The sequence below is a fragment of the Corynebacterium sp. H127 genome (genome assembly GCF_037482665.1).
GTDB lineage: Bacteria > Actinomycetota > Actinomycetes > Mycobacteriales > Mycobacteriaceae > Corynebacterium.
Map to the genome: position 1 here is coordinate 230,141 of NZ_JBBHKY010000003.1, position 23,356 is coordinate 253,496.

At 58.3% G+C, this 23,356-nt stretch carries 15 protein-coding genes; 1 reads left to right on the forward strand and 14 read right to left on the reverse strand.

Features of this window, described 5'->3' with window-relative positions; genetic code table 11:
* Positions 1–3: 3 nt before the first annotated feature.
* From WG936_RS05095 to glf, 11 genes are all read right to left on the reverse strand, one after another.
* Positions 4–4,776 (reverse strand): alpha/beta fold hydrolase, encoded by a 4,773-nt coding sequence (locus WG936_RS05095; protein WP_339572278.1) that lies wholly within the window; start codon positions 4,774–4,776, stop codon positions 4–6.
* A gap of 144 nt (positions 4,777–4,920) precedes the next feature.
* Entirely contained in the window at positions 4,921–6,768 is a 1,848-nt protein-coding gene (locus WG936_RS05100; protein WP_339564096.1) for a FadD32-like long-chain-fatty-acid--AMP ligase, read from the reverse strand.
* 184 nt (positions 6,769–6,952) lie between these two features.
* Positions 6,953–7,864, reverse strand: a complete 912-nt coding sequence (locus WG936_RS05105) for a cutinase family protein (RefSeq protein ID WP_339572279.1) — start codon at positions 7,862–7,864, stop codon at positions 6,953–6,955.
* Positions 7,865–7,867: 3 nt separating this feature from the next.
* A complete protein-coding gene (locus WG936_RS05110; protein WP_339564098.1) occupies positions 7,868–8,368 on the reverse strand; it encodes a hypothetical protein in 501 nt (166 codons plus the stop codon).
* Between the two features lies 1 nt (position 8,369).
* Positions 8,370–10,310: an alpha/beta hydrolase-fold protein gene (locus WG936_RS05115; protein ID WP_339572280.1), complete on the reverse strand. Its 1,941-nt coding sequence runs from the start codon at positions 10,308–10,310 to the stop codon at positions 8,370–8,372.
* A 556-nt stretch (positions 10,311–10,866) separates the two neighbouring features.
* Positions 10,867–11,901 carry an alpha/beta hydrolase gene (locus tag WG936_RS05120; RefSeq protein ID WP_339564100.1) on the reverse strand — a complete coding sequence of 345 codons (1,035 nt, stop codon included), beginning with the start codon at positions 11,899–11,901 and terminating at the stop codon, positions 10,867–10,869.
* Between the two features lie 67 nt (positions 11,902–11,968).
* Complete coding sequence (locus tag WG936_RS05125) at positions 11,969–12,946, reverse strand: decaprenyl-phosphate phosphoribosyltransferase (protein WP_339564101.1); 978 nt, start codon at positions 12,944–12,946, stop codon at positions 11,969–11,971.
* Positions 12,943–13,449, reverse strand: coding sequence for a phosphatase PAP2 family protein (locus tag WG936_RS05130; protein WP_339572281.1), 507 nt, complete (start codon positions 13,447–13,449; stop codon positions 12,943–12,945). Before WG936_RS05130 ends, WG936_RS05125 begins: the two co-directional genes overlap by 4 nt.
* Complete coding sequence (locus tag WG936_RS05135) at positions 13,442–15,403, reverse strand: glycosyltransferase (protein WP_339564103.1); 1,962 nt, start codon at positions 15,401–15,403, stop codon at positions 13,442–13,444. The genes WG936_RS05130 and WG936_RS05135 overlap by 8 nt, the downstream gene beginning before the upstream one ends.
* A 358-nt stretch (positions 15,404–15,761) precedes the next feature.
* Complete coding sequence (locus tag WG936_RS05140; RefSeq protein WP_339572282.1) at positions 15,762–16,373, reverse strand: arsenate-mycothiol transferase ArsC; 612 nt, start codon at positions 16,371–16,373, stop codon at positions 15,762–15,764.
* Positions 16,374–16,551: 178 nt separating this feature from the next.
* Positions 16,552–17,712, reverse strand: coding sequence for a UDP-galactopyranose mutase (glf, locus tag WG936_RS05145; RefSeq protein ID WP_339572283.1), 1,161 nt, complete (start codon positions 17,710–17,712; stop codon positions 16,552–16,554).
* Between the two features lie 445 nt (positions 17,713–18,157).
* Between glf and WG936_RS05150 the strand changes: the two genes are divergently transcribed.
* On the forward strand, positions 18,158–20,209 hold the full coding sequence (locus tag WG936_RS05150) for an N-acetylmuramoyl-L-alanine amidase (RefSeq protein WP_445227934.1): 2,052 nt from the start codon (positions 18,158–18,160) through the stop codon (positions 20,207–20,209).
* Positions 20,210–20,287: 78 nt separating this feature from the next.
* On the opposite strand, the gene WG936_RS05155 is transcribed toward WG936_RS05150, so the two are convergent.
* From WG936_RS05155 to serS, 3 genes are read right to left on the reverse strand one after another with little or no spacing between them, the layout of a single operon-like run.
* Entirely contained in the window at positions 20,288–21,118 is an 831-nt protein-coding gene (locus WG936_RS05155; protein WP_339572285.1) for an HAD family hydrolase, read from the reverse strand.
* Complete coding sequence (locus tag WG936_RS05160) at positions 21,108–22,079, reverse strand: lysophospholipid acyltransferase family protein (protein ID WP_339564108.1); 972 nt, start codon at positions 22,077–22,079, stop codon at positions 21,108–21,110. The genes WG936_RS05155 and WG936_RS05160 overlap by 11 nt, the downstream gene beginning before the upstream one ends.
* A 5-nt stretch (positions 22,080–22,084) precedes the next feature.
* Positions 22,085–23,344, reverse strand: a complete 1,260-nt coding sequence (serS, locus tag WG936_RS05165) for a serine--tRNA ligase (RefSeq protein ID WP_339572286.1) — start codon at positions 23,342–23,344, stop codon at positions 22,085–22,087.
* Positions 23,345–23,356 lie beyond the last annotated feature (12 nt).

A 23,356-nucleotide genomic window follows, 5' to 3' on the forward strand; every position in this document is an offset into this window, starting at 1 on the left:
AGTCTACTGCTGGCTGAGCTCTGCAATCCTGCGCGTCAGGTGTGCCCCAACGGTCGCAATCTCGGGCTCATCCACCACCGCGAGGTGGTCGCCATGCAAATGTACAATCTCTAGATCTTCCACGATAGCCGACCAACCACCGTCTTCCTTAATCGTGGCATAGCGTGGCTCTAATTCAATTGCACCATCGTGCATGCGCTCTGCGCGGAACAGCACCACCGGAACCTGGACATCCGCCCAGTCCTGGAAATTGATTTTATCCAGGATGCGATTATCCACGAAGGATGCTCGCTGGTGCTCGAGGACTCCGGCGGACAAGCCATGTTCAGACGCATCAGTGGTGGAAAGGAACTCCGCCATCATGGCGAGCAGCGCGTCCTCGCCTGCGGTCTCCAAAAGCTCAAAAGGAACCGGGAAGTCGAGGCCGTAGGTCTTCTTGGCGAAGGAAGAATAACGCTGCCAGCGAGCCTTCGTTTCTTCGATGCTATCTGGAACCGTCTCTGCAGGTTGGACGGTATCCAGCAACGCGACCGTAGCCACTTCTACCTCGGTATCGCGCAGCTGGTAGGCCACCTCATATGCCAGGGCGCCACCAAAGCTCCATCCGCCCAAGACAACGGGGAGGCCGTCGGAGTATTGCTTGATCTCATCGAGGTAGGCAGCTGCGCGTTCCGCGAGTGGCCCCTCGCGGCGTTCAACGCCATACACGGGCACGTCATCTGGCAGGCGACGCATCAACGGTTGGTACACCACGGAGGATCCGCCTGCCGGGTGGAACATGAATACAGCGGGCTTGGCCGACCCTTCTGGACGTGCGCGTAGCACGCGAATGTTGCCTTCTACCTCGGTTTCGAGCCCCTCACGCACGATGTTTGCCAGCGGCTCGAGTGTCTCGGCAGCGAGCACATCATCCACCGTGACTGTGGTTCCCGAGCGTTCGCTCAAGCGCGCGGCAATATCAGCAGCCTGAGTCTCCTTAAGCTGCGGCAATGCGGAGGTCACGCCAGCGGCAGCAGCGCCGGTGATGGTGGCCCAGGTAGCAAAGACGAGTCGCTCGGAGGCATCACGAGGTGCTACACCAACACCGTGCGCTGACTTAGCAGGCTTGTCGACGTCCGCAGCTAGCTCCTCAGCGACTGCGGCCCCGTTTGCTTCAGGATGCTCGGTTTTGCTTCCGACCATCTCCTCAACGAGCCGGACGACGTCCGCGACGGAAGCATCGCGGAGCGCTTGCACCTGCAGCTCTGGGATCTGGAAATCGTGCTCGATTCGGTTCTTGATGCGCATACCCATCAAAGAATCCAGGCCTAAATCAATGAGTGGAAGTTCGCGTGGCAAGTCTTCTACGTCATAGCCCATGGCTTCGGAGACGATGGTGCGCATACGTTGTTCCACTGTTTCGCCTGAGTTGGGATCCCAGTGCATGGACTCAATGACAACTTCGTCGGCAATGCGTGGGGCGACGACGCGACGTGGTTCCTCAGCTGGGGTTGGTGGCGTGAATCCCTGGGAGGTGGCGAAGCCTTCCGCGACCAAGCTCATTTCCTCACCAAGCTTGCGATAGACCGCAAGGTTGAGGCCTCCCACATGCCGCGTTGCGATCGTGGTGACCTCACCGGTGGCCGGCAGCGGCGCACGTTCCTCGCTAATGACCAAGCTGGCGCCAGAATCCAACACAGATACTGCAGAATCCATGAGAGCTTCAGCACTCGGGACTAGTTCCGCGAGGGAGGAGAAGGCAACGGTGCCATCCGGGAGGCTGACCTTGTGGCCAGGCATGCCGATATTACCGCTGGAGGACGGACGGGCGGCGGTCCAGTAGCGCTGGTGTTTCCAGGTGATAGACGGCGCATCGATGCGTTCACCGTCGCCGTACATCACGCCAAAGTCAATGTCTTGGCCTGCAACATAGAGCTTTGCCAACAGATCTCGAATCGAGTCGGCTGCCGCCACCTTGCGCTTCAGTACGTACAGCAGCTGCGTATCGCCGGCACCGACGGAGAAAGCGGTGTTCATCATGCCCATCAGCGCGACTGGGTTCGGCGAAACCTCGATGAGCATGGTGTGTCCAGCGGCCAAGGCTTGCTGGGTAGCTTCGAGGAACCACACAGAACCGCGGGTACAGCGAATCCAGTAGTCGGAGTCATGGATAACAGATCCAGCCGGGTACACCATGCCCTTATCCACCGAGCTAAACAGCGGGAGTTTCGTCGGCATGGCGACAATGTCGGCGGTTTCGGCGGCCAGCTCACCAAGCAGTGGTTCAACCGCGGATGTGTGACCTGCGCCCTTGACGTTGAGTGCACGCGCGAACTTACCCTCCGATTCGAGGCGTTCCACGAGCTTCAGCACTGCCTCGCGAGGCCCACCGACTGTAGTCATGCCTGGTCCCGCGTAGACGGCTGGCTCGATGCCAGCGTAATCGGGGTGCTCAGCGATGAAAGCTGCGAGGTCCTCCGCAGAAAACTCCACCAAAGCCATGGCGCCGAGTTGATCCTCCGGTAGCGACTGCTCGCCTTCGCCCATGAGTCGGGAGCGGTGAGACGCGATGCGCATCGCGTCCTTGTCACACAGACCGCCGGCGGCATAGGCCGCAGCGATTTCACCCATGGACATACCCATGACGGCGGCGGGCTTTGCCCCGTAGGTGGCCAAGAGATCGGTGAGTGCGATCTGGATTGCGGTAATGGCAACCTGGGCGGTCTCTGTGTTGTAGGTTTGCTCGTCATCAGCGATGATCTCCAGCAATGACCATCCTGACTCGAACTCGATCATTTCATTGAGTTCCGCCAAGCGCTGCGCAAAGTATGGCGATAGCTCCAGCATGTCCTTGGCCATCTTGCGATGTTGGGAACCGAAGCCCGAGTATACGAACACCGGACCATTGGCTGCTGGCGCATCTGCGACATTGATGCCAATGCTCTTCTTGCCCTCGGCGACTTGTCGCAGTCGTTTCACTGCGTCTTCCACGGTGGCGACATCAACCGTCGCGCGGGAGCGGCCATGATTGCGGCGTGCTAGGGAGCGTCCGACCTTAATGAGGTCTTCGTCGCTGCGCCCCTCGAGAAAATCAGCCAGATCCGCCGCCGCTTGTCGACGTCGAGAAGGCAACAACCCGCTCACCGGCAGAATCACTCCGTCGAGTTCTGCTGGGGCACTATCTCGTGGCTCATAATCTGCCGGGTCGAACTCTTGCACCACGACGTGTGCGTTCGTGCCGCCGAAGCCGAACCCAGAAACACCGGCAACCTTCTTACCGGAGTACTCCGGCCATTCCCGGGGATCCTCGACGATCTCGAGGTGCTCGGCGTCAAAGTCGATATAGCGATTTGGGCCGGCAAAATTGATGCTCGGCGGGATTACGCCGCGCTGCATACCGAGCAGCACCTTGATCAGTCCTGCGGAACCAGACGCAGATTCCGAATGGCCAATGTTCGTCTTCGCCGAGCCCAACAGGGTAGGTTCCGCAAAGTCGCGGCCAGCTCCAAGCACCGCGCCCAAGGCTGCTGCTTCGATCGGATCGCCGAGGATGGTTCCGGTGCCATGTGCTTCCACGTAATCGACCTTGTTGGGCGAAACTCCCGCGTCAGAGTAAGCGCGCTCCAGCACATCCACCTGAGCTTCGGGATTAGGCGCCGTCAAGCCGTTGGAGTGCCCGTCCGAATTTACGGCCGAGCCCTTGATCACGGCGATGATGTTGTCACCGTCGGCGACCGCCTCTTCCACTCGTTTGAGCACCACCAAGCCGATGCCATCGGCGCGCACGAAACCATCCGCGTCATCCGAAAACGCGTGAATCTTTCCCGTCGGGCTGATAACGCCAAGTTCACCAAAAGCAGTGGATACAAACGGAGACGCCAGAATATTGACGCCACCCGCAATTGCTAGGTCCGCGTCGCCGGCGCGCAGGGCGCGCACCGCGTCATGCACGGCGACCAGTGAGGAAGAACAGGCGGTGTCCACGCTTACGGAGGGCCCGCGGAAGTCAAAGGCATAGGAGACGCGATTCGGGATGATGGAGCTAGCCGTGCCGGTCAGCGCATAAGGATGCGCCTCAGCGGGGTCAGCGGTAATGATCATTCCGTAGTCCACGTTGGAAGATCCGATGAAGACACCTACCGGTTCACCGCGCAGGGCGCTCGCTGGGATATGTGCGTTCTCCAACGCCTCCCAGGTCAGCTCCAGGGCAAATCGCTGTTGCGGATCCATGTTTGCGGCCTCAACCGGCGAGATTCCGAAAAACTCGGCGTCGAAGTTGGCGATGTCCTTGATGTAGCCGCCCCGCACGTTGTTCTCTGCGATCTTCTCCGTCATTACCTCGTCGGCGGAGTACTCGGACCAACGTCCAAGCGGCAATTCTGAGGTGGCATCCGTGCCGGAGACCAGCATCTCCCACATTTCTTCGAGGTTGTCCGCCCCTGGGAACCGCGCCGCCATGCCCACTACTGCGATGTCGTGGGAGCCAGAAGTCTGATCGCCGTAGGATCGGCGCGCCGATTTTAGGGTGGCGTCACTAGGGCCGTCGATAATGCGCTTTGCTAGCGCACCGATGGTGGGATACTCATACGCGATGGTGGCGTCGAGCTCCAGTCCAAGCTTGTTTTCCAGCTCGCCAGACAGCAACACCACGTCTCGAGAGGTCAGTCCGAATGCGGTGAGAGGTTTATCGTCCGAGATCTCTTCCGCAGGCAGTCCGGTTGCGTTGGCAACCCAGTTTCGCAGCCACTCCTTAAGCTCAGAAATGGTCATCGCGGTGCACGCCTGGCTGGAATCCATGCCGGTTTCTCACCCTCTTGGTTCGTTTACGGACAACAACAGATTGAGCCCTCCACTTTAGCCGGGGGTTAGCCAGGCTAGGAAGGGCTCTCTCTTAGAGACATTCGCGTTATAGTACCTGATTGTTACATCTGATAACTCAGATCAGTTTCCTTCAAGGTAAAACTTGCGCACTACCCTGCGAGCAATCTTACCGCTGGAAGAGCGCTTGATGTCTTCGGGTGCCACGATGCGAACGTCGTGCGGGTTGATGCCGTGGTTCTCTGTGACCGCGTTCTTGATGGCTGCGATAGCAGCAGCGTCCCCGGATTCCTCAGCGTTGAGGTCACGCTCGGCAATAATAACGAGCTTCTCGACGTCTTCACCTTCGATCGCGAACGCGGCAACCGCACCGGGACGAATGTGATCGCTCGCCACCTGGACGGTGTGCTCAATATCCTGTGGATAGTGGTTGCGACCAGCGATAACGATGAGGTCTTTCAAACGGCTGGTCAGATAGATCTGGCCGTCAATGAACGTGCCCAAGTCGCCCGTAGCCATCCAGTAAGCATCCGCCGGCACACCTTCAGCACGGGAGTTTTCTGCGAGTCGGCCTACCAACGTGTTGCGGAAGGTAGCGACGGTCTCCTCATCGCGATCCAGGTATCCGATTGCATTGTTCTCGCCGTATACCCAGAATTCACCAATCTGGCCTTCGGGCAGCTCCTCGCGGGTTTCAGGATCAACAAGGGCCATGCACATTGGCGCAATTGGTTCACCGACCGAGGCGAACACTGAGGCGTTCTCGCTACCATCTTCAACCACGGTGACGCGCCCCTGCGCCAACTCCTCACGATCAAAGCTCTTGAATAGTGGGCGGTTGGGAGTGCTTGGGGTAGACACCAGCAAGGTTGCTTCAGCAAGGCCATAGGTCGGGCGCATCGCCTCGCGCTTGAGTCCATGCTGACCAAATTCCGCGAAGAAGGCCTCCACGCTCTTTTGGGTTACCGGCTCAGAGCCATTGATGATGCCGTCTACTGCGCTAAGATCCAGCGCGGCGCCCTCTGGCTTGCCATAGCGACATGCCAGGTCCAAGGCGAAGTTAGGCACCACAGTGTAGACGTTGTGATCGTTTTCCCGTCGATTCAGCTGCTCGAGCCAGCGGGTTGGCTGCTGCAGGAAATCCTTGGGGCGCATGAGATCCAGTTCCACACCGAGGATCGTGACAAACGCTGCGAGGATCATGCCCATGTCGTGGTGCAGTGGAATCCACAAGGAAAGCCGCATTGGGTGCTTCAGCTGAGCCGCCCGGAAGATCTGCAACACGTTGACCATGATGTTGCGGTTACTCAGCACCACGCCCGCTGGGGTGCGGGTGGATCCGGAGGTGTACTGGAGGAAAGCGATGGAATCGGCCGGGGCAGTCTTAGATTCCTTGAGCTTGGCCAGCACCTCTGGGTTCGTCATCGGATTTACAAAGGACTCGGCCAGGGAATCCGGCAGGGAATCCACGGAAAGGATGCGTGGACGTTCCGCGGCAGGCAGTGCGGCGAACTGACGTCGGACGGCACCTGCACTCACAGAGTTGGTAAGTGCGAAGTTCGGCTTGGCGTCGGCCAATACCGCAGTGAGGTGGTCGGTGTGGCCCGGCTCGTTTGGATCGTAGAGCGGAACTGGGATCATGCCTGCATACAGGGCGCCAAGGAAGGCGAAAATGTACTCAGCAGAGTTGCCCGCAAGGATGGCAACTCGAGACCCCATGGGGCCAGTCTGCTGCAAGCGAGCAGCAACAGCCTTGATGCGGGTGTTTACCTGGGAGCGTGTGAAGCGAACTACTTTTCCTTCGCGAGACTCGGAGTAGTCCCAGAAGCGGATCACCTCTCGGTCACCGCCGCCAGCAGCCGCGTCGGCTTGGTACATCAGTTCGCACATTGCGGCGAGAGTGAACTCGTTGGGCAGCACGATGTCGCCCTTGTCATTGAAGAACCGACCCATTGCGGCATTGAGATCCATTTGATTCCTTCGTTTCGTGATTCAGGCTGTGCGGCAGCTATCCGGACCAGCCTAACAAGTGTTGTAAATACTGTACCGGCATTAGTTAGTTCTACAAAACAAATGAGCGCGTGTTACATCAAAAAATGACAACGACCCCGGATAAGTCCAGGGTCGCGTTTCACATCAGGCATAGGCCGGATCACTATTTGGCGTCGATAAGCCCGACTGCCCAATCGATGAGCCACTGTGTGGTCGTCGAACCGGGGAAAACGTTGGGGTTCGTCGCATACTGTGCGTGCACGGCGTTCGCGGCGATGAGCGCCTGCGCACGTTGCACAGCATTACCTACTCCTAGCGGGGCATCACAGATATGATCGTCCGGCGCACAGATGTCCATGACTCGATCATTGAGGCTGCCGTATCCGCCTGCGCGCGGCCCTCGCATCGTGGCACCCGGCATGATCGCCTGCGTTAGTGGATTGAGCAGTTCGAGAGAAACTTCTGCCCCTACGCCTCCCACTGGGTTACCTTGCGCCTGTCCCACGCCAGGCTCACGGCGCCCATCGGCAACGACGGACACACCACGCACACGCTCAGCCGGGACTACGCCATGGCCAGCACCGATCTGGTTCGCAATGTCTCCCACGATCACTGCACCTTGAGAGAAGCCAACTAGGACGTAATCCGTAGCCGGACAATCCTTATGCATCATGCGCATCTCCGCCTCGAGCTTAGAGGTGCCCTCATTACGAGACTCGTCGTAGCTCATCTCATGCATCGCGTTTACGTTCTTGAACTGCGCAGTGTACGGCAACGTCCACACCTTGACCTCGTCCGCACTGTAGCGCTCTTGGAGCGGCTTGGTCACGGTCAACATGAAGGAGTACGGGTTTGCGGTCGGGTTGATCGGGTCATCCGTCGGCGAGGACTCCCAGGTTCCTGGGGCCGCCAAGACTTCAACCTTCGGACACCAGTCTGGCTGCTCCGGGGTGCTTGAGTGTATTCCCGGGATTGTAGGTGTCTCAATCTTTGAGGCGTTCATCCAATTGACCACACCTGCACCAATCACGACCAACACCACTAGGGTCGCAATGATTGTGAGAATTTTACGCATCGCTTAGCAGTACGCATCCTTTGCCGTTTTCACGAGGAGTTGCGAAACTTCCTCTGGTTTCTTTTCAGTGCGCTTCTGCTCAACCAACTGGCCGGAGACTGCGCCAAGGGTGTATTGCTCTTCACCCTTCCCGGTGCAAATGCCGTCGGCAATGCTCACCATCTGGTCCTCCACACCCGCTACCTTCACGCCCTGTTTGTCTAGCTCTTCCAGGTAGCGCTTCTCATTATCCGGACGTGGAGCCGCTGTCGGCACCGCCGACACTTCCTGGGCGGCCTCATCCTTAGGGGCTGGTGCTGCTGCTCCACCACCAGCCTTTGGGGACGGGGTGCCAGTGCTTGTCGACGTCGGTGTGGCTTCCGCACTTACCGACTTCGAGGACTTAGCTAGCGGCGGCACAGTCTCCTGCGGCCCGTTCTGGTTGTCCACCGTCGCGCCACCGCCACAGGCCCCCAAGGAAATCGCTACGGTTGCTAGCGCAATGACGCATACGGTCTTTCGCATTTTAGTGACGCTCCTCCACAATTCGACCATTCACTTGCTTGATAGTGCCGTGCTGGAACTTCATCTGCTCGCCACCTGCGGCGATCGACTCCTGGTCCGCTACCGGCCAGCCGAATGGGCCGTTCTCGAAACCAGCCTTGCCCCATGCGTCACGAATCTCACCGTTAAGGACGAAATTCGCGCCAGTGCTTGGCGACCAGTACATGGTGCCATTTTCAAAGTTCTGCAATGCGCCACCTGGAATCTGGAACTCATTCGAAGTTGGAGCACCCAGCTTAGAGGACGCCGTCTTTAGCTGGCCATACTTCTTAGCGATTTCACCGCGAACTGGGAAGCTATGCTTATCCTTGTTGCGGACCACGTATCCACCCTGGAACTGCTGCACCAGTGCAGAGTCCACCTGCTTTGGCACGTCTACTGGGTAACCCAGTAGACCGCCTTCATATCCTTCAGTACCCCAAGCATCGACCATATCGCGCGGAACTTCTACTGCATCAGTGGTTGGGGTCCAGTAGATGGAGCCGTGCTGGAAGTGGACAAAGCGACCAACACCATCTGGAGTTGCCGTTTCACCGGTGATTGGGAATCCGAGCCATGAGGTAGTAGCACCCATCTCGGTGTAACGCGCACCGATGCGTCCGGCCAATACATGCGCACCGGTCTCGTTAGTCCAATAAGCTCGGCCGGAACGGAAGTCCTGCGCGCGACCACCTTCGACATCATATTCGTTATTCACGCATGGGCCGAAGGCATTATTGGCCGTCGCATCGCCAATAGCACCACTGGTGGTGCAATCTGCGCCACGGTCTTCTTTCTTCATACCCAGCGAGTCAGCGATGTATGGCCAGGATTGCGCCATTTCAAACTGCCAGTATGGCCAGTTATGGATTCCGGATGGTCGGAACTGCGCAACCACGGGCACGTTAGCCTGCTTGGCACGCTCTACGAAGGTCTGGGTGGTCATTCGCGAGACTACCTCGAGCCCCTTACCGGCCTCATTCGATGGTCCGGTAGCAACAGATCCTGGCTCGCCGAAATCGTCGCGTCCGCTACCAGCGGACACATAGACGGTCTTGCCCTTGAGAGCTTCAATTCCGAGCTTCGGATCATTGTCGACCCACCGTTGACTATAAGCAGGGCCCCACATGTTGTTGATGTCATAGCCACCGCCCTCTACGAGCGCGCCCTTGAGCATTTCTGGCATTCCCACGGAGGTGGTGTCCAGGTATCCCGAGAAAGAACCAACGAAGTTGAACATGTCTGGGCGGTGCTGCGCCAGATTCATCGCAGCCGTACCACCCATCGACAGGCCGGTGATGGCACGCTGCCCATTGGAACGATAACCGTTTTGCAGGACTGCGGGAAGCTCATTAAGCAGGAAAGACTCCCACTTGTAGTTCTTGCCCTTCGCAGGACCTTCCCAGTCAGTGTAGAAAGAAGACTCCCCACCGACCGGGAGAATCACGTTGACGTTCTTGTCAGCGTAGAACTGTTCAATATTGGTGTGGATGGTCCAGCCGTTTTCAGTATCAACGGCTCGCAGGCCGTCCAAGGCCCATACTTCAGGGAACTTTGCGGTCGGGTTGGAATGCCAATCCCTAGCCAACAGGATCTGCACCTGAATTGGGTGCTCCGGCATAGCTGCCGACTTGATGAATACGGCAACCCGCCGGTCAGTGATCCATTCGACACGGTCGATGGACACGCCTTGTGGCAAGCCTTCAATCTTTGGATGGTCCGTGCGGATCGGGGTGCGCTGTGGCACTTCACCTGGGTCGAGGTAGCCGGAGACGCCGCCACCACCTCCGCCGGTAGAGCCGGAAGAGCCCACCTGGGCCAGTGCTGGGGATGCGATGACGCCGGAGCCGAGTGCCAGGGCTACTGGTACTGCAGCAAGGGCAACACGGAAAGAACGTCGCCGAGCAGAGCGAGTTTCGCGCATGAAAAGTCCTTTGTGTAGTTAAGTTTCAGCTGGAACATACCGCGCCAGTTGAAAGGCACGGTTAGCCTGCGGGCCACGGCCATCCGAAGGTTCCCCGCCTCCGGAAAGTTGTGACGCCTAGATATTCGCCGCCTGTGGCTTTACCTCAGGTGCATGTGGGTGCAGACTGCGGCTAGCCGATAGGTTGAAGTCAAGTTTAAGTTCAACTTTAGACTTTCTAGCCAGTGACACACCAGGGATTGCTGGAAAGTTTTGTTGTTGGTGTGACTGTTGTTTCATTCTTGTGAGCTGCTAGTGGGCAACGACGCTCCGATTCGCGTCTTGAGTGGCCCGAAATCCGACTTTCATGTTCCGACTCTCACCTAGGCTTGCCGACAAAACCCCTGGTCACTGGTTATCGATTTTCACGAAAGTCGGAATTCGGATCGAGGAGAAACCCCGCCAACGCCCCACCAACGCCCAGCCACCCCAAAGCCAACACCCAACCACCCAGCCAACAGCAAAAGCCGCCGCCCCGAAGGGCGACGGCCATCAAGCTAACCGAGAGTACTGCTTTTTACCAAGCACCCATTACGTCGAGAACGCGGTCACGGGTCTTCCACATCTGCTCATTCCAGATACCCCAGTTGTGTACGCCTGCTGGCATGTAGTCAGCGGTGACGTTCAGGCCGATGCCGCGAGCCTTACGCTCCCAGGCATGGGTGGAAACGCTGGAGAGCTGCTCCAAGCCCCAACCCATGACACGGTCGTTCAATGGCAGTGCCATATCAGCTTCGGTCCAGTTACCGGTGGAAGCAGAGATGTAAACATCCTTGCCGCGCAGGCCTTCCATGTTCAAGAACGGATCGTTCTCGAAACGGCGTGGGCTCAGGGTGGAACCGTACATTGCGTTGAGGTTGAATCCGCCGGTATCGATCAGAGCCATACGGAGCAAGGTCTGCATGCCTGGTGCGGTGGTGTACAGGTATCCGGACCAGGACATTGCCTGCTGGAACTGGCCTGGGTGGCGTGCAGCCAGGTTCAGTGCGGCAGTACCACCCATGGACAGGCCGGCGATGGAGTTGTGGCCAGGGTTCACACCGAAGTTCTGCTGCAGGTAGCCTGGCAGTTCACTGGTGAGGAAGGTCTCCCACTTGTAGGTCACTGCCTGGCCCGAGGAACCGGAGGAGACGAGGGCTGGGCTATCCCAGTCCGAGTAGAAAGAACCTGCACCGCCGACTGGCATGACTAGGGTGAGGTTGGAGTTTTCATATGCCTGTGGGGCGTTTGCGTACATCGTCCAACCGGTCTGGTTGTCGTCTGCACGCATGCCGTCGAGAAGGTAGAAACCTGCATCGCCGCCGCGCTGTGAAGCCTGGATGAGAACTGGGATGGTGCGCTCCATCGCTGGGGACCACACATCGCAACGCTGGACCCAGTACATCGCCGGATCCCAATCGCAAGTGCCAGTGGCGTCTGGGCGCAGCCAGTCGCGGTTATCAGCGTGGGCTACTCCAGAACCTGCGACGGCAAGGCCGGTCGCGGTAATGGCAGCAAGCGCAACCGACGTTATTTTCCGTCCTGCATTGCGCAGACGCGTTGCGAAAGACATATTTCTCCTCGGTGTTCGTAATGTGACCGTTACTTAACCTACACGATATATTTCGCTAGGCAAGCAGTTAATACATCGGAGAAATATAGACCGCCATTACAATACAGAGAATCCACAGCACAGCGAGGGTTTGTAGCGTACGGTCCGACAGCGCAAGTTCATCTGGCGCTCCACCGTCGCCGCGGTCTACATCTGCAGCAAAACGCAGGATAGCAATGGTAAAAGGCACCATCGAGATCTGGTACCACACTGCCGCTGCGGAATCCCCGTGCGTACCCATGTCAAAGCCCCACAACGCATAGGACATGACCACTGCGGTGGCGGAAAGAGTCCACACAAACCGCAGGTAGGTTGGGGTATAACCCTCCAGGGACTTACGAATCTTTGCGCCGGTACGTTCCGCCAGCAAGATCTCCGCGTAGCGCTTGCCAGAGGCCATGAACAGCGAACCAAAGGCCGCTACCAGCAGGAACCACTGTGAGAGGACGATGCCTGCAGCCACGCCACCCGCCATGGTACGGAGCATGAATCCCGAAGACACCAATGCGACATCAATCACAGGCTGATGCTTCCACCCGAAACAGTATCCGAGCTGAAGCACCAGGTAGACAGCTACAACGATGGCGAGGGGCTGGCCTGCAGTAGCCAGGAAAGACACCCCAATAGCGGCAGCCATGAGCACAACGGCCATGACATATGCCACACCTACTGGAAGCACTCCGGCAGCGATGGGACGGAAGCGTTTGGTGGGGTGCGCGCGGTCAGCTTCAACGTCTCGCGCGTCGTTGATGAGGTAGATCGCGGAGGCCGCCATGCAGAATGCGACGAAGGCACACAGGACGTCGAGAAGCGTCTGTTTGTTCAACAATGCTTCGGTGCCGGCAGCAGCAGGGGCAGCCAACACGAGGACGTTCTTCACCCATTGTTTTGGGCGCAGCGCCTTGATCATGCCATCGGCGAGATTCTTCGGCGGCCGGCGCTTGCGCATCGTATCGATGCCCTCGGTATGCGGCTCCGAGTCGCCGAAGCGCTGCTCTATGCTCATGCGTTCCTCTTCTCAATTGCGTCCGTGGCCAGTGCCGTCGTCGCGCCCAGCAGCGCTCCAGCGGCCACATCAGTGGGATAGTGAACCCCAAGAACCATACGCGATGCCATCATGGCTGGCACACCCACAAGCGGCAACGGTGACCGAGTCAACAATGCCAAGGAAGTGAGTGCCGCCGTGGTCGACGTGGCGTGAGAAGACGGAAAACTGAGCTTGCTTGGCGTGCCAACGCCAATTTCAATGCGCGGATCTGTCGGACGTGGCCGGCGCACAATTCGCTTAATGACCACCGAAGCTGCATGGCTAGTAAACGCTGAAGCAGTCAACACGGCCCACTTGCGACGCCGCTGCTTATCGACGGCCATCCCAACTGTCCCCAACGCCAGCCAACCTGCGGCATGCTCTCCGAACAAGCTCATGCCGCGGGCTACCTGGAGCACTCCGGGTCGCGCCAACGCGAACTCCTGAATGGCAACCAGTAAGTCCGATTCCTTTTTAGTCATTAAAGATTTCTCCCCAAGCTTCGCGGCTAGTCAACCGTTGGTGCGCAGCACGGTACTCGGCCTGCATCGCTTCGAAACGCTCCGCTACTTCCTGCTGCAGCCGACGAGATTCCTTGAGCAGTTCCTCTGCTTTTGCGCGATCGCGCTTACGGTAAACCACGCCGCGCCCATCTGCAGTGGTGACGGTCGCGCCGTCTAGGCGGGACAGTGAGAACCAGCGCGCATTGATCGGAGCGAGGTTCGCCTGTGGCACCTCGTGGTGCTGCGGGTCTTCTTTCTGCAGCGAGTGCATCAGGCCCTTCAGCGCCCAGATCGACTTCTTCACTGGAGCCAGCCGGCCACCGATGTCCGTGATCGGCACTCCAGGAGCTCCAGAAGGCTTGGGGAGTTCCGCCGCGGTCGGCAGAACAACGGCATCTGGGTAAGTCTTACGGATCGCATTGATGCGCGGAAGCGAGGTTTCGAGGATGTCAAAGAGCTGCTCTGGGCCCGCCAGGAAGTCCTTCATCGCCTCGTTTTGAATCGCGACAGTGGAGTATTCCATGCACACCAGGTGCTTGATGGTGGCTTTCTGCATTGACTTGACGATGCCGTCGACAGGCCCGGTGTGCTGCAAGGCCGCGACGATCAAACGGTTGCGCAGGTGGAAGTACGCCTGCCAATCGATGGCATCATCCTTATCCGACCAGGCCATATGCCAAATGGCAATGCCAGGCCAGGTGGCCGTAGGGTATCCGTGATCCCCGGCACGCAAACCAAACTCGGCGTCATCCCACTTAATGAAGAGCGGCAGTGGCTGACCAATCTCCTCAGCTACCACGCGTGGGATCAGCGTCATCCACCAACCGTTGTAGTCAACATCAATGCGGCGGTGCAGGTCGCGAGAATTCGGGGCATCTGGCTTATCACCGAATTGGCCGCGATCGGAGAGCGGGTGCTTAGAGAAGTCATGGTCGTAGTGCACATATGGCGCGGAAGTCCACATAAAGTCGTGACGCCCGACAACTTCACCCATGGAGTGCAGGTGGCTGCGTTCCTGCAGGTTCAGCATCTGTCCGCCAACGAGAATAGGCGACTTTGAGTAGCGAGCCACCTGCAGGGCACGAAGCACCGAGTCTGGCTCAATCGCGATGTCATCGTCCATGTACAGGATGTAGGGAGACTGTTTTGCACCGGCTGGTTTGGTGCCGTCCACGCCGCCAAGTGCCTCAAACATAATGCGGGAGTAACCGCCGGAGCCACCCAGGTTTCCCTGACGGAACTCGAAGAAGCGCTCGCCGAAGTGCTCGGTGACGGCCTGGTAGCCCGGCTCGTCCGCTGGGTGCTTGTTGCCCTGGTCAGGCATGATCACCGTATCGATGACTGCGTCAACGGCTGGGTCACTAGCGAGCGCCTCGAGCGCCGCTACGGCATCGGCTGGGCGATTGAAAGTGGGGATTCCCACGGTGACGCGCTTTTCAAACGGACCAACCTGGTCACCGTTCGGCAGCGTCTGCGGTCCGGGAGCAACCGGAGCCCACCAACCTGCCTGTTTGATCTTCGTGTCAGTTTCGGCGGTGATATCAAACCAGATCCAGCCACCATCTTCAAACGGTGCCAAGGAAACTTCGAACTCGCCGACGCCACTAACTAGGTCTCCCTCGACCGCAATGCGGGAGCCATCGATCTTGGAACGATAGATATCAACCCGTGCCTCGCCTTCGAGCTCCACTCGCAGCACCACGGAGTCGAGCTGCGACCAGCGGCGCCAGTAGCTGGCGGCAAAGGCATTGAAATAGGTTTGGAAGGAGATTTCAGCACCAGCCGGAATGTTCAGTGAGAACCGGTCTGACCAGGTGGCACGCTCCTTGTTCTGCTCGGCTTCCAGCAGGTAAAGGGTGCGCACATCGTGTGGTTCGCCGCGCTTGGGCATCAATACCCGCTGCAACTGCTCCACTGCTTTGCTCTCGCTCATCTCCAGCCTTTCTTAGTTTCGGATGTTTCCCAGCGTAGTTGGTTGGCTAGCGAACGCAGGTATTTCCACGCCCGGCCGATTGCAGGGAAAGACGCCCATGCAAGGCCGCAGCCGAAGCATGGGAGGTTATCCGATATTGAAATGCCAGGTGACGTCAAGTTTGTCGGTTAACCGGCCGTCTATGGGGTGGTGATGCTGCCGCCGTCGGCAAGCCCGGCGCATTTGGGCTCAAAGTCCGCCGGCTGCTCTGACGGGCCAACGAGAGCGATGGTGGCGCGAGGTTCAGCGGTGCCCTCCCCTGGCTGTTCTCACGAAGCTAGGGTTGGTGGCAGAAGTTCATTACTCCCGGCGCTTTAATTTATGCAGGCACCGCGACGGCCAGCTTTGGCAGCAAAGCCCGGATTCGATCCTCAATCTGATCTGCAATGATGCGCACGTCCTCAATGCTTGCACCCTCTGGATCTGAAATATCCCAGCGGATGTAGCGATCACCCGGAACGCCGGGGATCTCGTCGATTCCCAACAGCACGACAACATCTGCACGATGCGCCACTCGCGGCGTGATTTCCTTCTGATAGAGGTCGTTGGTCTTGATTCCCCGCTCCTCGAGCACCTTCAGCACTGTCGGATTGATCCCGCCCCGAGAGTTCAGGCCGACCGACCGGACGAACACCGCGTCCCCTACAAGATGACGAGTGATAGCTGATGCCAGCTGCGAACGGCCCGCGTTGCGCTCACACGCAAAAAGGATTTCTTTACGCGGGGAAAATTCTTGCCCTTCCGCAAGCATTTCCAGCTTTTCAGCAGCGGAGCGCTCGACGAAAATTGGCAGAAATGCTGTCAGCTTAGCGGTCGCGTTCTGCTCAACGATGGTCTCATTGACTACTTCATCAATGCGCTCAGCGGCGACGAGGTGGTCATAGCGCCGGTGCAGATCTTCGCGAACGATTTCAAAATCGCGATTGGACATATTTTCCTCTCCGGAAGGTGTCCACACAATTAACTCAAAGACACCTTATTGTTAACCTGAAGTTAACTTTACCCTTTAAAAAAGGGCCGGTCGAGTCAAAACCAACTGTTGTGTCCGTTTACACAATCAAACGGAGCGAGCCACAAGCGATACCAACCACCAGAGCCCGCTTCGGCTACTACTTCAGCTCGTCCGTGAGCTTGTTATCAAACATGTTCAGCGCAGAAGCAATGGCCATATGCATGTCTAGGTACTGGTAGGTACCCAGCCGGCCGCCAAAGTAGACCTTGTTATCCGCGGTTTCCGCTTCGGCCCGTTCGCGATACTTAAGCAACATCTCGCGATCATCAGGCGTGTTGATTGGGTAGTACGGTTCATCATTCTCATCCGCAAAGCGAGAGAACTCCTTCATGATGACCGTCTTGTCGCTCGGATACTTGTCCGCACGCTCTGGATGGAAGTGGCGGAACTCGTGAATGCGGGTAAATGGGTACTCCGCATCGTTGTAGTTCATCACTGGAGTGCCCTGGAAGTCCCCAACCGCCTCAACCGAGGTTTCGAAATCAAGCGTGCGCCAGCCCAGCTTGCCTTCGGAGTAATCAAAGTAGCGATCGAGCGGGCCGGTGTAAACCACCGGAGCCGCCGGAGATTCCGCACGTACCGCGTCCCGCACCTCAAACCAGTCGGTGTTCAGCTGGACGTCGATAAGCTCATGCGCCGCCATCTTCTCGAGCCATGCAGCGTACCCATCAACAGGCAAACCCTCGTAGGTGTCATTGAAGTAGCGGTTATTAAAGGTATAGCGCACCGGAAGGCGGGTGATGTTGCCCGCGGGCAGTTCCTTTGGATCCGTCTGCCACTGCTTAGCGGTGTAGTCGCGGATGAAGGCCTCGTAAAGCGGACGACCAATGAGGGAGATCGCTTTTTCCTCGAGGTTCGTGGCATCCTCGGAGTTGATTTCGGCGGCCTGCTCCTTAATAAGAGCCTTCGCTTCCTCCGGCGAGTAGTACTTGCCAAAGAACTGATTGATCAGGCCCAGCCCCATTGGGAACTGGTACGCGGTGCCGTTATGCATCGCGAAGACACGGTGCTGGTAGTCCGTGAAGCTGGTGAACTGATTGACATAGTCCCACACGCGCTTGTTGGACGTGTGGAACAAGTGCGCACCATACTTATGGATTTCAATCCCAGTCTCGGGCTCAGCTTCGGAATAGGCATTACCGCCCAGGTGCGCGCGCTTCTCGACGATCAGCACCTTCTTACCCAATTGACTAGCGGCACGCTCAGCGACGGTCAATCCAAACAGGCCGGAGCCCACAACAATGAGATCATAAGTCATGCCTAAAGAGCGTAGCGGTCAACGCTTGCTAACGCAGATGTCGTAGCCGGTGTTTCGTGAAATTGAATTGCAGGAGCCGTTAACCGCTGCAGCTTGCCTCGGGTGTTAACGGCTTGGAAGCTGCGCGATAGTCGGATCATGGAAGTCGGATTTCGGAATAGAACCCTGTCGCACATCCGCTACCAGCGCGATTCCCGCCCGAAATCCGACTTCCATGATCCGACTTTGAAGACTTGACCGAGCCAAAAACACACCACCACAACCCCAAGCGTCACACCTCCCTATCGCGACACCCAGGAAACTGTTATTAACAGAACTATCATTGACCCCAGTTATGCACTAACATATTCAATTGATAACTACTGTCACAGCTGCACCAGTGTGCACAATCAGGGAGAACATAGTGCTGCAAAGACGAAAACTTGCCACTTCAACCTCACGCCCCGTGTGGGCTATTTTGCTGTCTACGGCTCTTGTTGCCTCGGCAGCAATCGGCATCCAAAATGACATTCTAAAGACCCAAGCCGCAGGCATCGATCCCGTTTCCGCATCGATGGAAACTGCGGCATTCGGCGACGGAGCAACCATCGTCGTAGACGACCCTGCCGTCACCGGCCAAGGCGAATCTGAAGGCCCTCGCGCCGTCAAGGAATTCACCCGCGACAACCAGTTTTCAATGTTCGCGCTCACCTGGAACGGCAAACAAGACGTAGCAGCACACTTCCGCGGTCAGCGCGCTGACGGCACCTGGACCGAGTGGTTCCAAGCCGATCCGGCAAGTGAAGTACAAACCGGTGGCAAGAACGGCACCGAGCTCATCTACATCGAACCAACAAACCGCGTTCAGGTTTCGATGGTCGGCACCGACATGACAGCGAACGCGGGCGCTGCGCCAGCTGAAGCCGCCGCAGCCCCAACTGGGGAAAACGTCGATCCTGCCGCTGCTGCCCCTGTAGCAGCTCCGCCAGCAGAAGCTGCCCCGGCAGTCGCACCAGAGGCACCTGCCGAAGAAGCACCAGCAGCCGTCGAAAAACCTGCTGAACGTCCAGCACAGGGCATCGCACCGCTACCTACCAACTACGGAGACATCAAACCGGTTGCCGATGTTGCTGATGCTGGCCTAGAGGCCGTGTTCATCGACGGCGGCAGCAGTGCCCCAGTCTCCGGCATCGATCTCGCCGCCGATTCCGACGGCATGCCGAAGATCATTTCCCGTTCCGGTTGGGGAGCCGACGAGTCGATCCGTCAGGGCTGCCAGCCGACGCCGGACTATTCCGATCAGGTCAGCGCAATCACCATCCACCACACCGCCGGTTCGAACAATTACACCGAGGAACAGTCCGCAGGCATCGTCCGCGGAATCTACCAGTACCACGGCGTGAACCTCGGCTGGTGCGACGTCGGATACCAGTCCCTGGTTGACAAGTACGGCAACATTTTTGAAGGTCGCTTCGGTGGCATCAACAAGCCAGTCATGGGCGCCCATGCCGGTGGATTCAATGAAAACACCTGGGCAATTTCCATGATGGGCGACTACTCCAGCCAGCAGCCTTCCGCAGCCCAGATCCAGTCCGTCGGTGAGCTCGCTGGATGGCGCGCGAAGGTTGCAGGCTTCAACCCTAAGGGTTCTGACACCCACATTTCGGAGGGCACCGAATACTCTAAGTACGCCTATGGCGCCGAGGTAACTTTGCCTAACATTTTTGCGCACCGCGATGTGGGCACCACTACTTGCCCAGGTGACGCAGGCTATGCACAGATGGGCACTATCCGGGATATTGCCGCACAGAAGTACGCCAACACCGGCGGCACCACCAAGCCAGACACCACCAAACCGGACACGACCAAGCCAGACTCCACTGGGAACCAGCCTGCTCCTGTCACCTTGGATCCGACAGCACCGGCAGCACCAGCGCCTGCCCCGGCCAGCACCCCGAAGGTCAAGGACTTGCTCGGCCTGTTGAGCTCTGCTTCCAAGGGCGATCAAGGCGCAGCCTTGAATCTCGCAGGCGTTATCGCACCGCTAGTTATCAGCTACCTGGTATCTCAGGGCAAGATGCCGGAAGGCATCAGCATGGACGGCGGCGTGCCAAAGATCGGTGGCATCAGCATCGCAGATCTGCCTGGCAAGATCGAGCAGGCACAGACGCTGTCTTCCGATCCAGATATCTCCAAGGTAGCCACCCTGGTCAAGGAAAACTACGGCGCTGTGTTGGGCGAGTCCAAGGGGCCGGTCCAGTACGCGGCGGACGCTGAGAATCCAGTGACCTTTGAGGCTTATGACAAGGGCGCCATCTTCAAGTCCCCTGCCACGGGTACGCACGGCGTGTGGGGCGCAATTGGCGACGCCTGGGCGCAGCAAGGCCTAGACGCTGGCCCACTCGGCCTGCCGACGAGCGACGAGTACACGGAAGGCACCCTGACTCGGATGGACTTCCAGCACGGCTACATCACTTATGATCCGGCCACGAACCAGACGCAGGTTCACACGAACTAACGCCACTTAACAAAAGCACCCTCGGTACGCGCTAACCCTGTAGCGCAGACCGGGGGTGCTTTCCTGTGCAGCGCACCCCTAAAACCACTGCCCCAATACTCGGGCGATCCCGCCCTCATTATTTGATTCGGTCACTATGTCCGCCACAGCTTTTACCTCGGGGCGGGCATTGCCCATCGCAACTCCGAGCCCGGCCCATTGGAGCATCTCAATATCATTGGGCATGTCTCCAAAGGCAACTACGTCTTTGGCTTCCGCCCCGATCGCTGCAGCCAAATAACTGGTTCCGCGCGCCTTGGTCACGCCTGGGGCGGCTACCTCAATCAGCCCGTCAGGCACAGAAAAGGTCAGGTGCGCGATGTCCGGCGATACGCGTGGAGCGATCAGTTCATAAATCCGCGCGGAGGTGAGGTGTTCGTTTCGGATGAGCAGCTTGATCGCAGGCTCCCCAAGGAGTTCAGCCTCGGGAACCATCCCATTTTCCTCGGAAAACCAGGCCGGAACATAGTTGGGTGATACGAGGAAGAGTTCCTTTTCTGGCGCCCACGCTGAACTACCGGAACGCTCCACCGCGAAACCGGCACCGCCAAAGGGGGCCAACACATCCTTGGCAATGGCTGCGATGACTCGCAGCGCTGCGGGGTCGAGGTTACACACATCGAGCATGGTGTCACTGGCGGCGTCATAAACGATCGCACCGTTCGCACACACGCACACTGGAGCCAGTTCCAGCTGCTTTAAAACGGGGTGGATCCATCGGGGCGGACGTCCCGTTGCCAGCGCGAAAACTGTTCCCGCGCTCACGGCGCTTCGGATGGCATGCCGAACGTCCATGGGGATGCGCTCACGGTCGTCGATAAGCGTGCCATCAACGTCGCTGCAGATGAGCAGCGGTTGCTCAGCGCTCACGGCGTGCTTCGATAGCCCCAGCAATGCGGGCCTTGGTGCGGGAGAGAAGTCCCCGGGAGGCCAAAACGTCAGCAGCCTTCCGGTCGGCGCGCAGATCAAGTCGGCGCAGCTTGCTTGCCCGCTTGCGCTCGCGTGCCGCTTGCCGACGCTCCTTCTCCTCCAAAGCGAGGAGATCTGCGCGTTCCAAGGTCGGAGCTCCGCCACCCATTTCATGAGTCATCCATGGCTCACCGGCAGGAAAGGGACCGAATTTCTCGTCGTAGTCCCGCTGCAGCTGCGATACCTGCGCCTGCATAATGTCGTGCAGTCGCTGCGTATCCGCTTCTACGTCCCCAACGAGCTTGAGCGGATCTCCAACGCGAACCCAAACCGGAGTGTGAGAACGTCCCAGGTTCTTTGGCAGATCTTTCGTCCAGATCCGCTGCGAGCCCCACACAGTAACCGGAATGATCTGTGTCCCAGCTTCCTGAGCGATCCGCACCGCACCGGTCTTCAAGGCCTGCACCTCGAAGCTACGAGAAATCGTCCCCTCCGGGAAAATTCCCACGAGTTTGCCATCCTTAAGCGCCTGAACTGCATCCGTCATGGAGGCTGCGCCAGCAGAGCGATCCACGCGAATATGCTGCATCTTGCGCATCAACCAGCCGATGACAGGCTTGTCAAAGATCTCGCGCTTGGTCATGAAACGCACCAAACGCCCACCGTTGACGTGGGCGACGGCTCCGGAAAGGATGAAGTCGTAGTATCCAGTGTGATTGACCGTGAGCAGAGCACCACCCGTCTCCGGAATCTTCTCTGCTCCTTCGACGTAAATGTTGATGCCCTGGGCTCTTAACGCCACCAAGACTAGCTTGATGATGTTGCTATAAAACGGCTCACGAGCTTCTGCGTTCTTAGCGGCAGGACCAAAGCCCTTAGGTACGTGGATTGATCCGCGACGATGGAAGACAGTGCTATTCATAGATGCTATTTAACTGGCTCGAGGACATCCTTGCCAACGTAAGGTCGCAGCGCCTCTGGGATCACAACAGATCCATCGGCCTGCTGGTGGTTTTCCAGGATGGCTACCAGCCAGCGAGTGGTGGCCAGGGTGCCATTCAAGGTAGCGGCGATCTGCGACTTACCCTGCTCATCGCGGTAGCGAACCTGCAGGCGACGAGCCTGGAAAGTGGTGCAGTTGGAGGTGGAAGTAAGCTCACGGAACGTGTGCTGGGTTGGCACCCACGCCTCCGTGTCAAACTTGCGGGCAGCAGAAGAACCTAGGTCTCCGCCGGCAACATCGATGATGCGGTAAGGAACCTCAACAGCAGCGAGCATCTCTCGCTCCATATTCAGCAGCTTTTGGTGCTCAGCTTCGGCTTCTTCCGGCTTGCAGTAAGAGAACATCTCAAGCTTGTCAAACTGGTGTACGCGCAGGATGCCACGGGTGTCCTTGCCATGCGATCCGGCTTCACGGCGGAAGCAGCTGGACCAACCGGCATAGCGCTTAGGCCCCTGGGATAGATCGAGGATCTCGCCCTGGTGGTAGCCAGCCAACGCTACCTCGGAGGTACCGACGAGGTACATCTCGTCCTTCTCCAAGTAATAGACCTCGTCCGAATGCTGGCCGAGGAAGCCGGTGCCCTGCATAACCTCAGGTCGCACCAGCACTGGTGGGATCATGAGCTGGAAGCCGTTGGCCATGGCCTTCTGCGCTGCCAGGTTCAGCATTCCCAGCTGCAGCATGGCACCAAAACCGGTGAGGAAGTAGAAACGCGCGCCCGAAATCTTTGCGCCACGTTCCATGTCGATCAGGCCGAGGGATTCGCCGAGCTCCAGATGGTCTTTGGGCTCAAAGTCAAAGGTGGTTGGTTCGCCAACATGCTCGAGCACGATGAAATCATCTTCGCCTCCCGGAGGGGCGCCAACGACAACATTCGATAGCTGCATCTGCAGCTCGTTAACTGCGGCTTCCGCAGCCGATTGTTCCGCTTCGGCGTCCTTGACCTTCGCCTTGAGGTGCTCGGAGCCCTCGAGCAGCGCTGGGCGTTCCTCAGGGCTTGCTTGGCCGATTTGCTTGCCAAACGCTTTCTGCTCGGCGCGCAGCTGATCGGCCGCGAGGATGGCCTGCCGGCGCCGCTCGTCAGCCGCAATGAGCTTATCGACGAGCTCCGGATCCTCCCCACGGGTGATCTGAGAAGCGCGCACAACATCAGGATTTTCACGAAGAAGTTTGAGATCAATCACAAAGTCAACCCT

What these genes read in the sequence shown, in the direction of transcription:
- WG936_RS05120 (WP_339564100.1), bottom strand. Translation starts at nt 11,901, where the DNA reads ATGTCTTTCGCAACGCGTCTGCGCAATGCAGGACGGAAAATAACGTCG.
- WG936_RS05100 (WP_339564096.1), bottom strand. Translation starts at nt 6,768, where the DNA reads ATGGATCTCAATGCCGCAATGGGTCGGTTCTTCAATGACAAGGGCGAC.
- WG936_RS05140 (WP_339572282.1), bottom strand. Translation starts at nt 16,373, where the DNA reads ATGTCCAATCGCGATTTTGAAATCGTTCGCGAAGATCTGCACCGGCGC.
- WG936_RS05160 (WP_339564108.1), bottom strand. Translation starts at nt 22,079, where the DNA reads ATGAATAGCACTGTCTTCCATCGTCGCGGATCAATCCACGTACCTAAG.
- glf (WP_339572283.1), bottom strand. Translation starts at nt 17,712, where the DNA reads ATGACTTATGATCTCATTGTTGTGGGCTCCGGCCTGTTTGGATTGACC.
- WG936_RS05095 (WP_339572278.1), bottom strand. Translation starts at nt 4,776, where the DNA reads ATGGATTCCAGCCAGGCGTGCACCGCGATGACCATTTCTGAGCTTAAG.
- WG936_RS05130 (WP_339572281.1), bottom strand. Translation starts at nt 13,449, where the DNA reads ATGACTAAAAAGGAATCGGACTTACTGGTTGCCATTCAGGAGTTCGCG.
- WG936_RS05105 (WP_339572279.1), bottom strand. Translation starts at nt 7,864, where the DNA reads ATGCGTAAAATTCTCACAATCATTGCGACCCTAGTGGTGTTGGTCGTG.
- WG936_RS05115 (WP_339572280.1), bottom strand. Translation starts at nt 10,310, where the DNA reads ATGCGCGAAACTCGCTCTGCTCGGCGACGTTCTTTCCGTGTTGCCCTT.
- WG936_RS05125 (WP_339564101.1), bottom strand. Translation starts at nt 12,946, where the DNA reads ATGAGCATAGAGCAGCGCTTCGGCGACTCGGAGCCGCATACCGAGGGC.
- WG936_RS05110 (WP_339564098.1), bottom strand. Translation starts at nt 8,368, where the DNA reads ATGCGAAAGACCGTATGCGTCATTGCGCTAGCAACCGTAGCGATTTCC.
- WG936_RS05135 (WP_339564103.1), bottom strand. Translation starts at nt 15,403, where the DNA reads ATGAGCGAGAGCAAAGCAGTGGAGCAGTTGCAGCGGGTATTGATGCCC.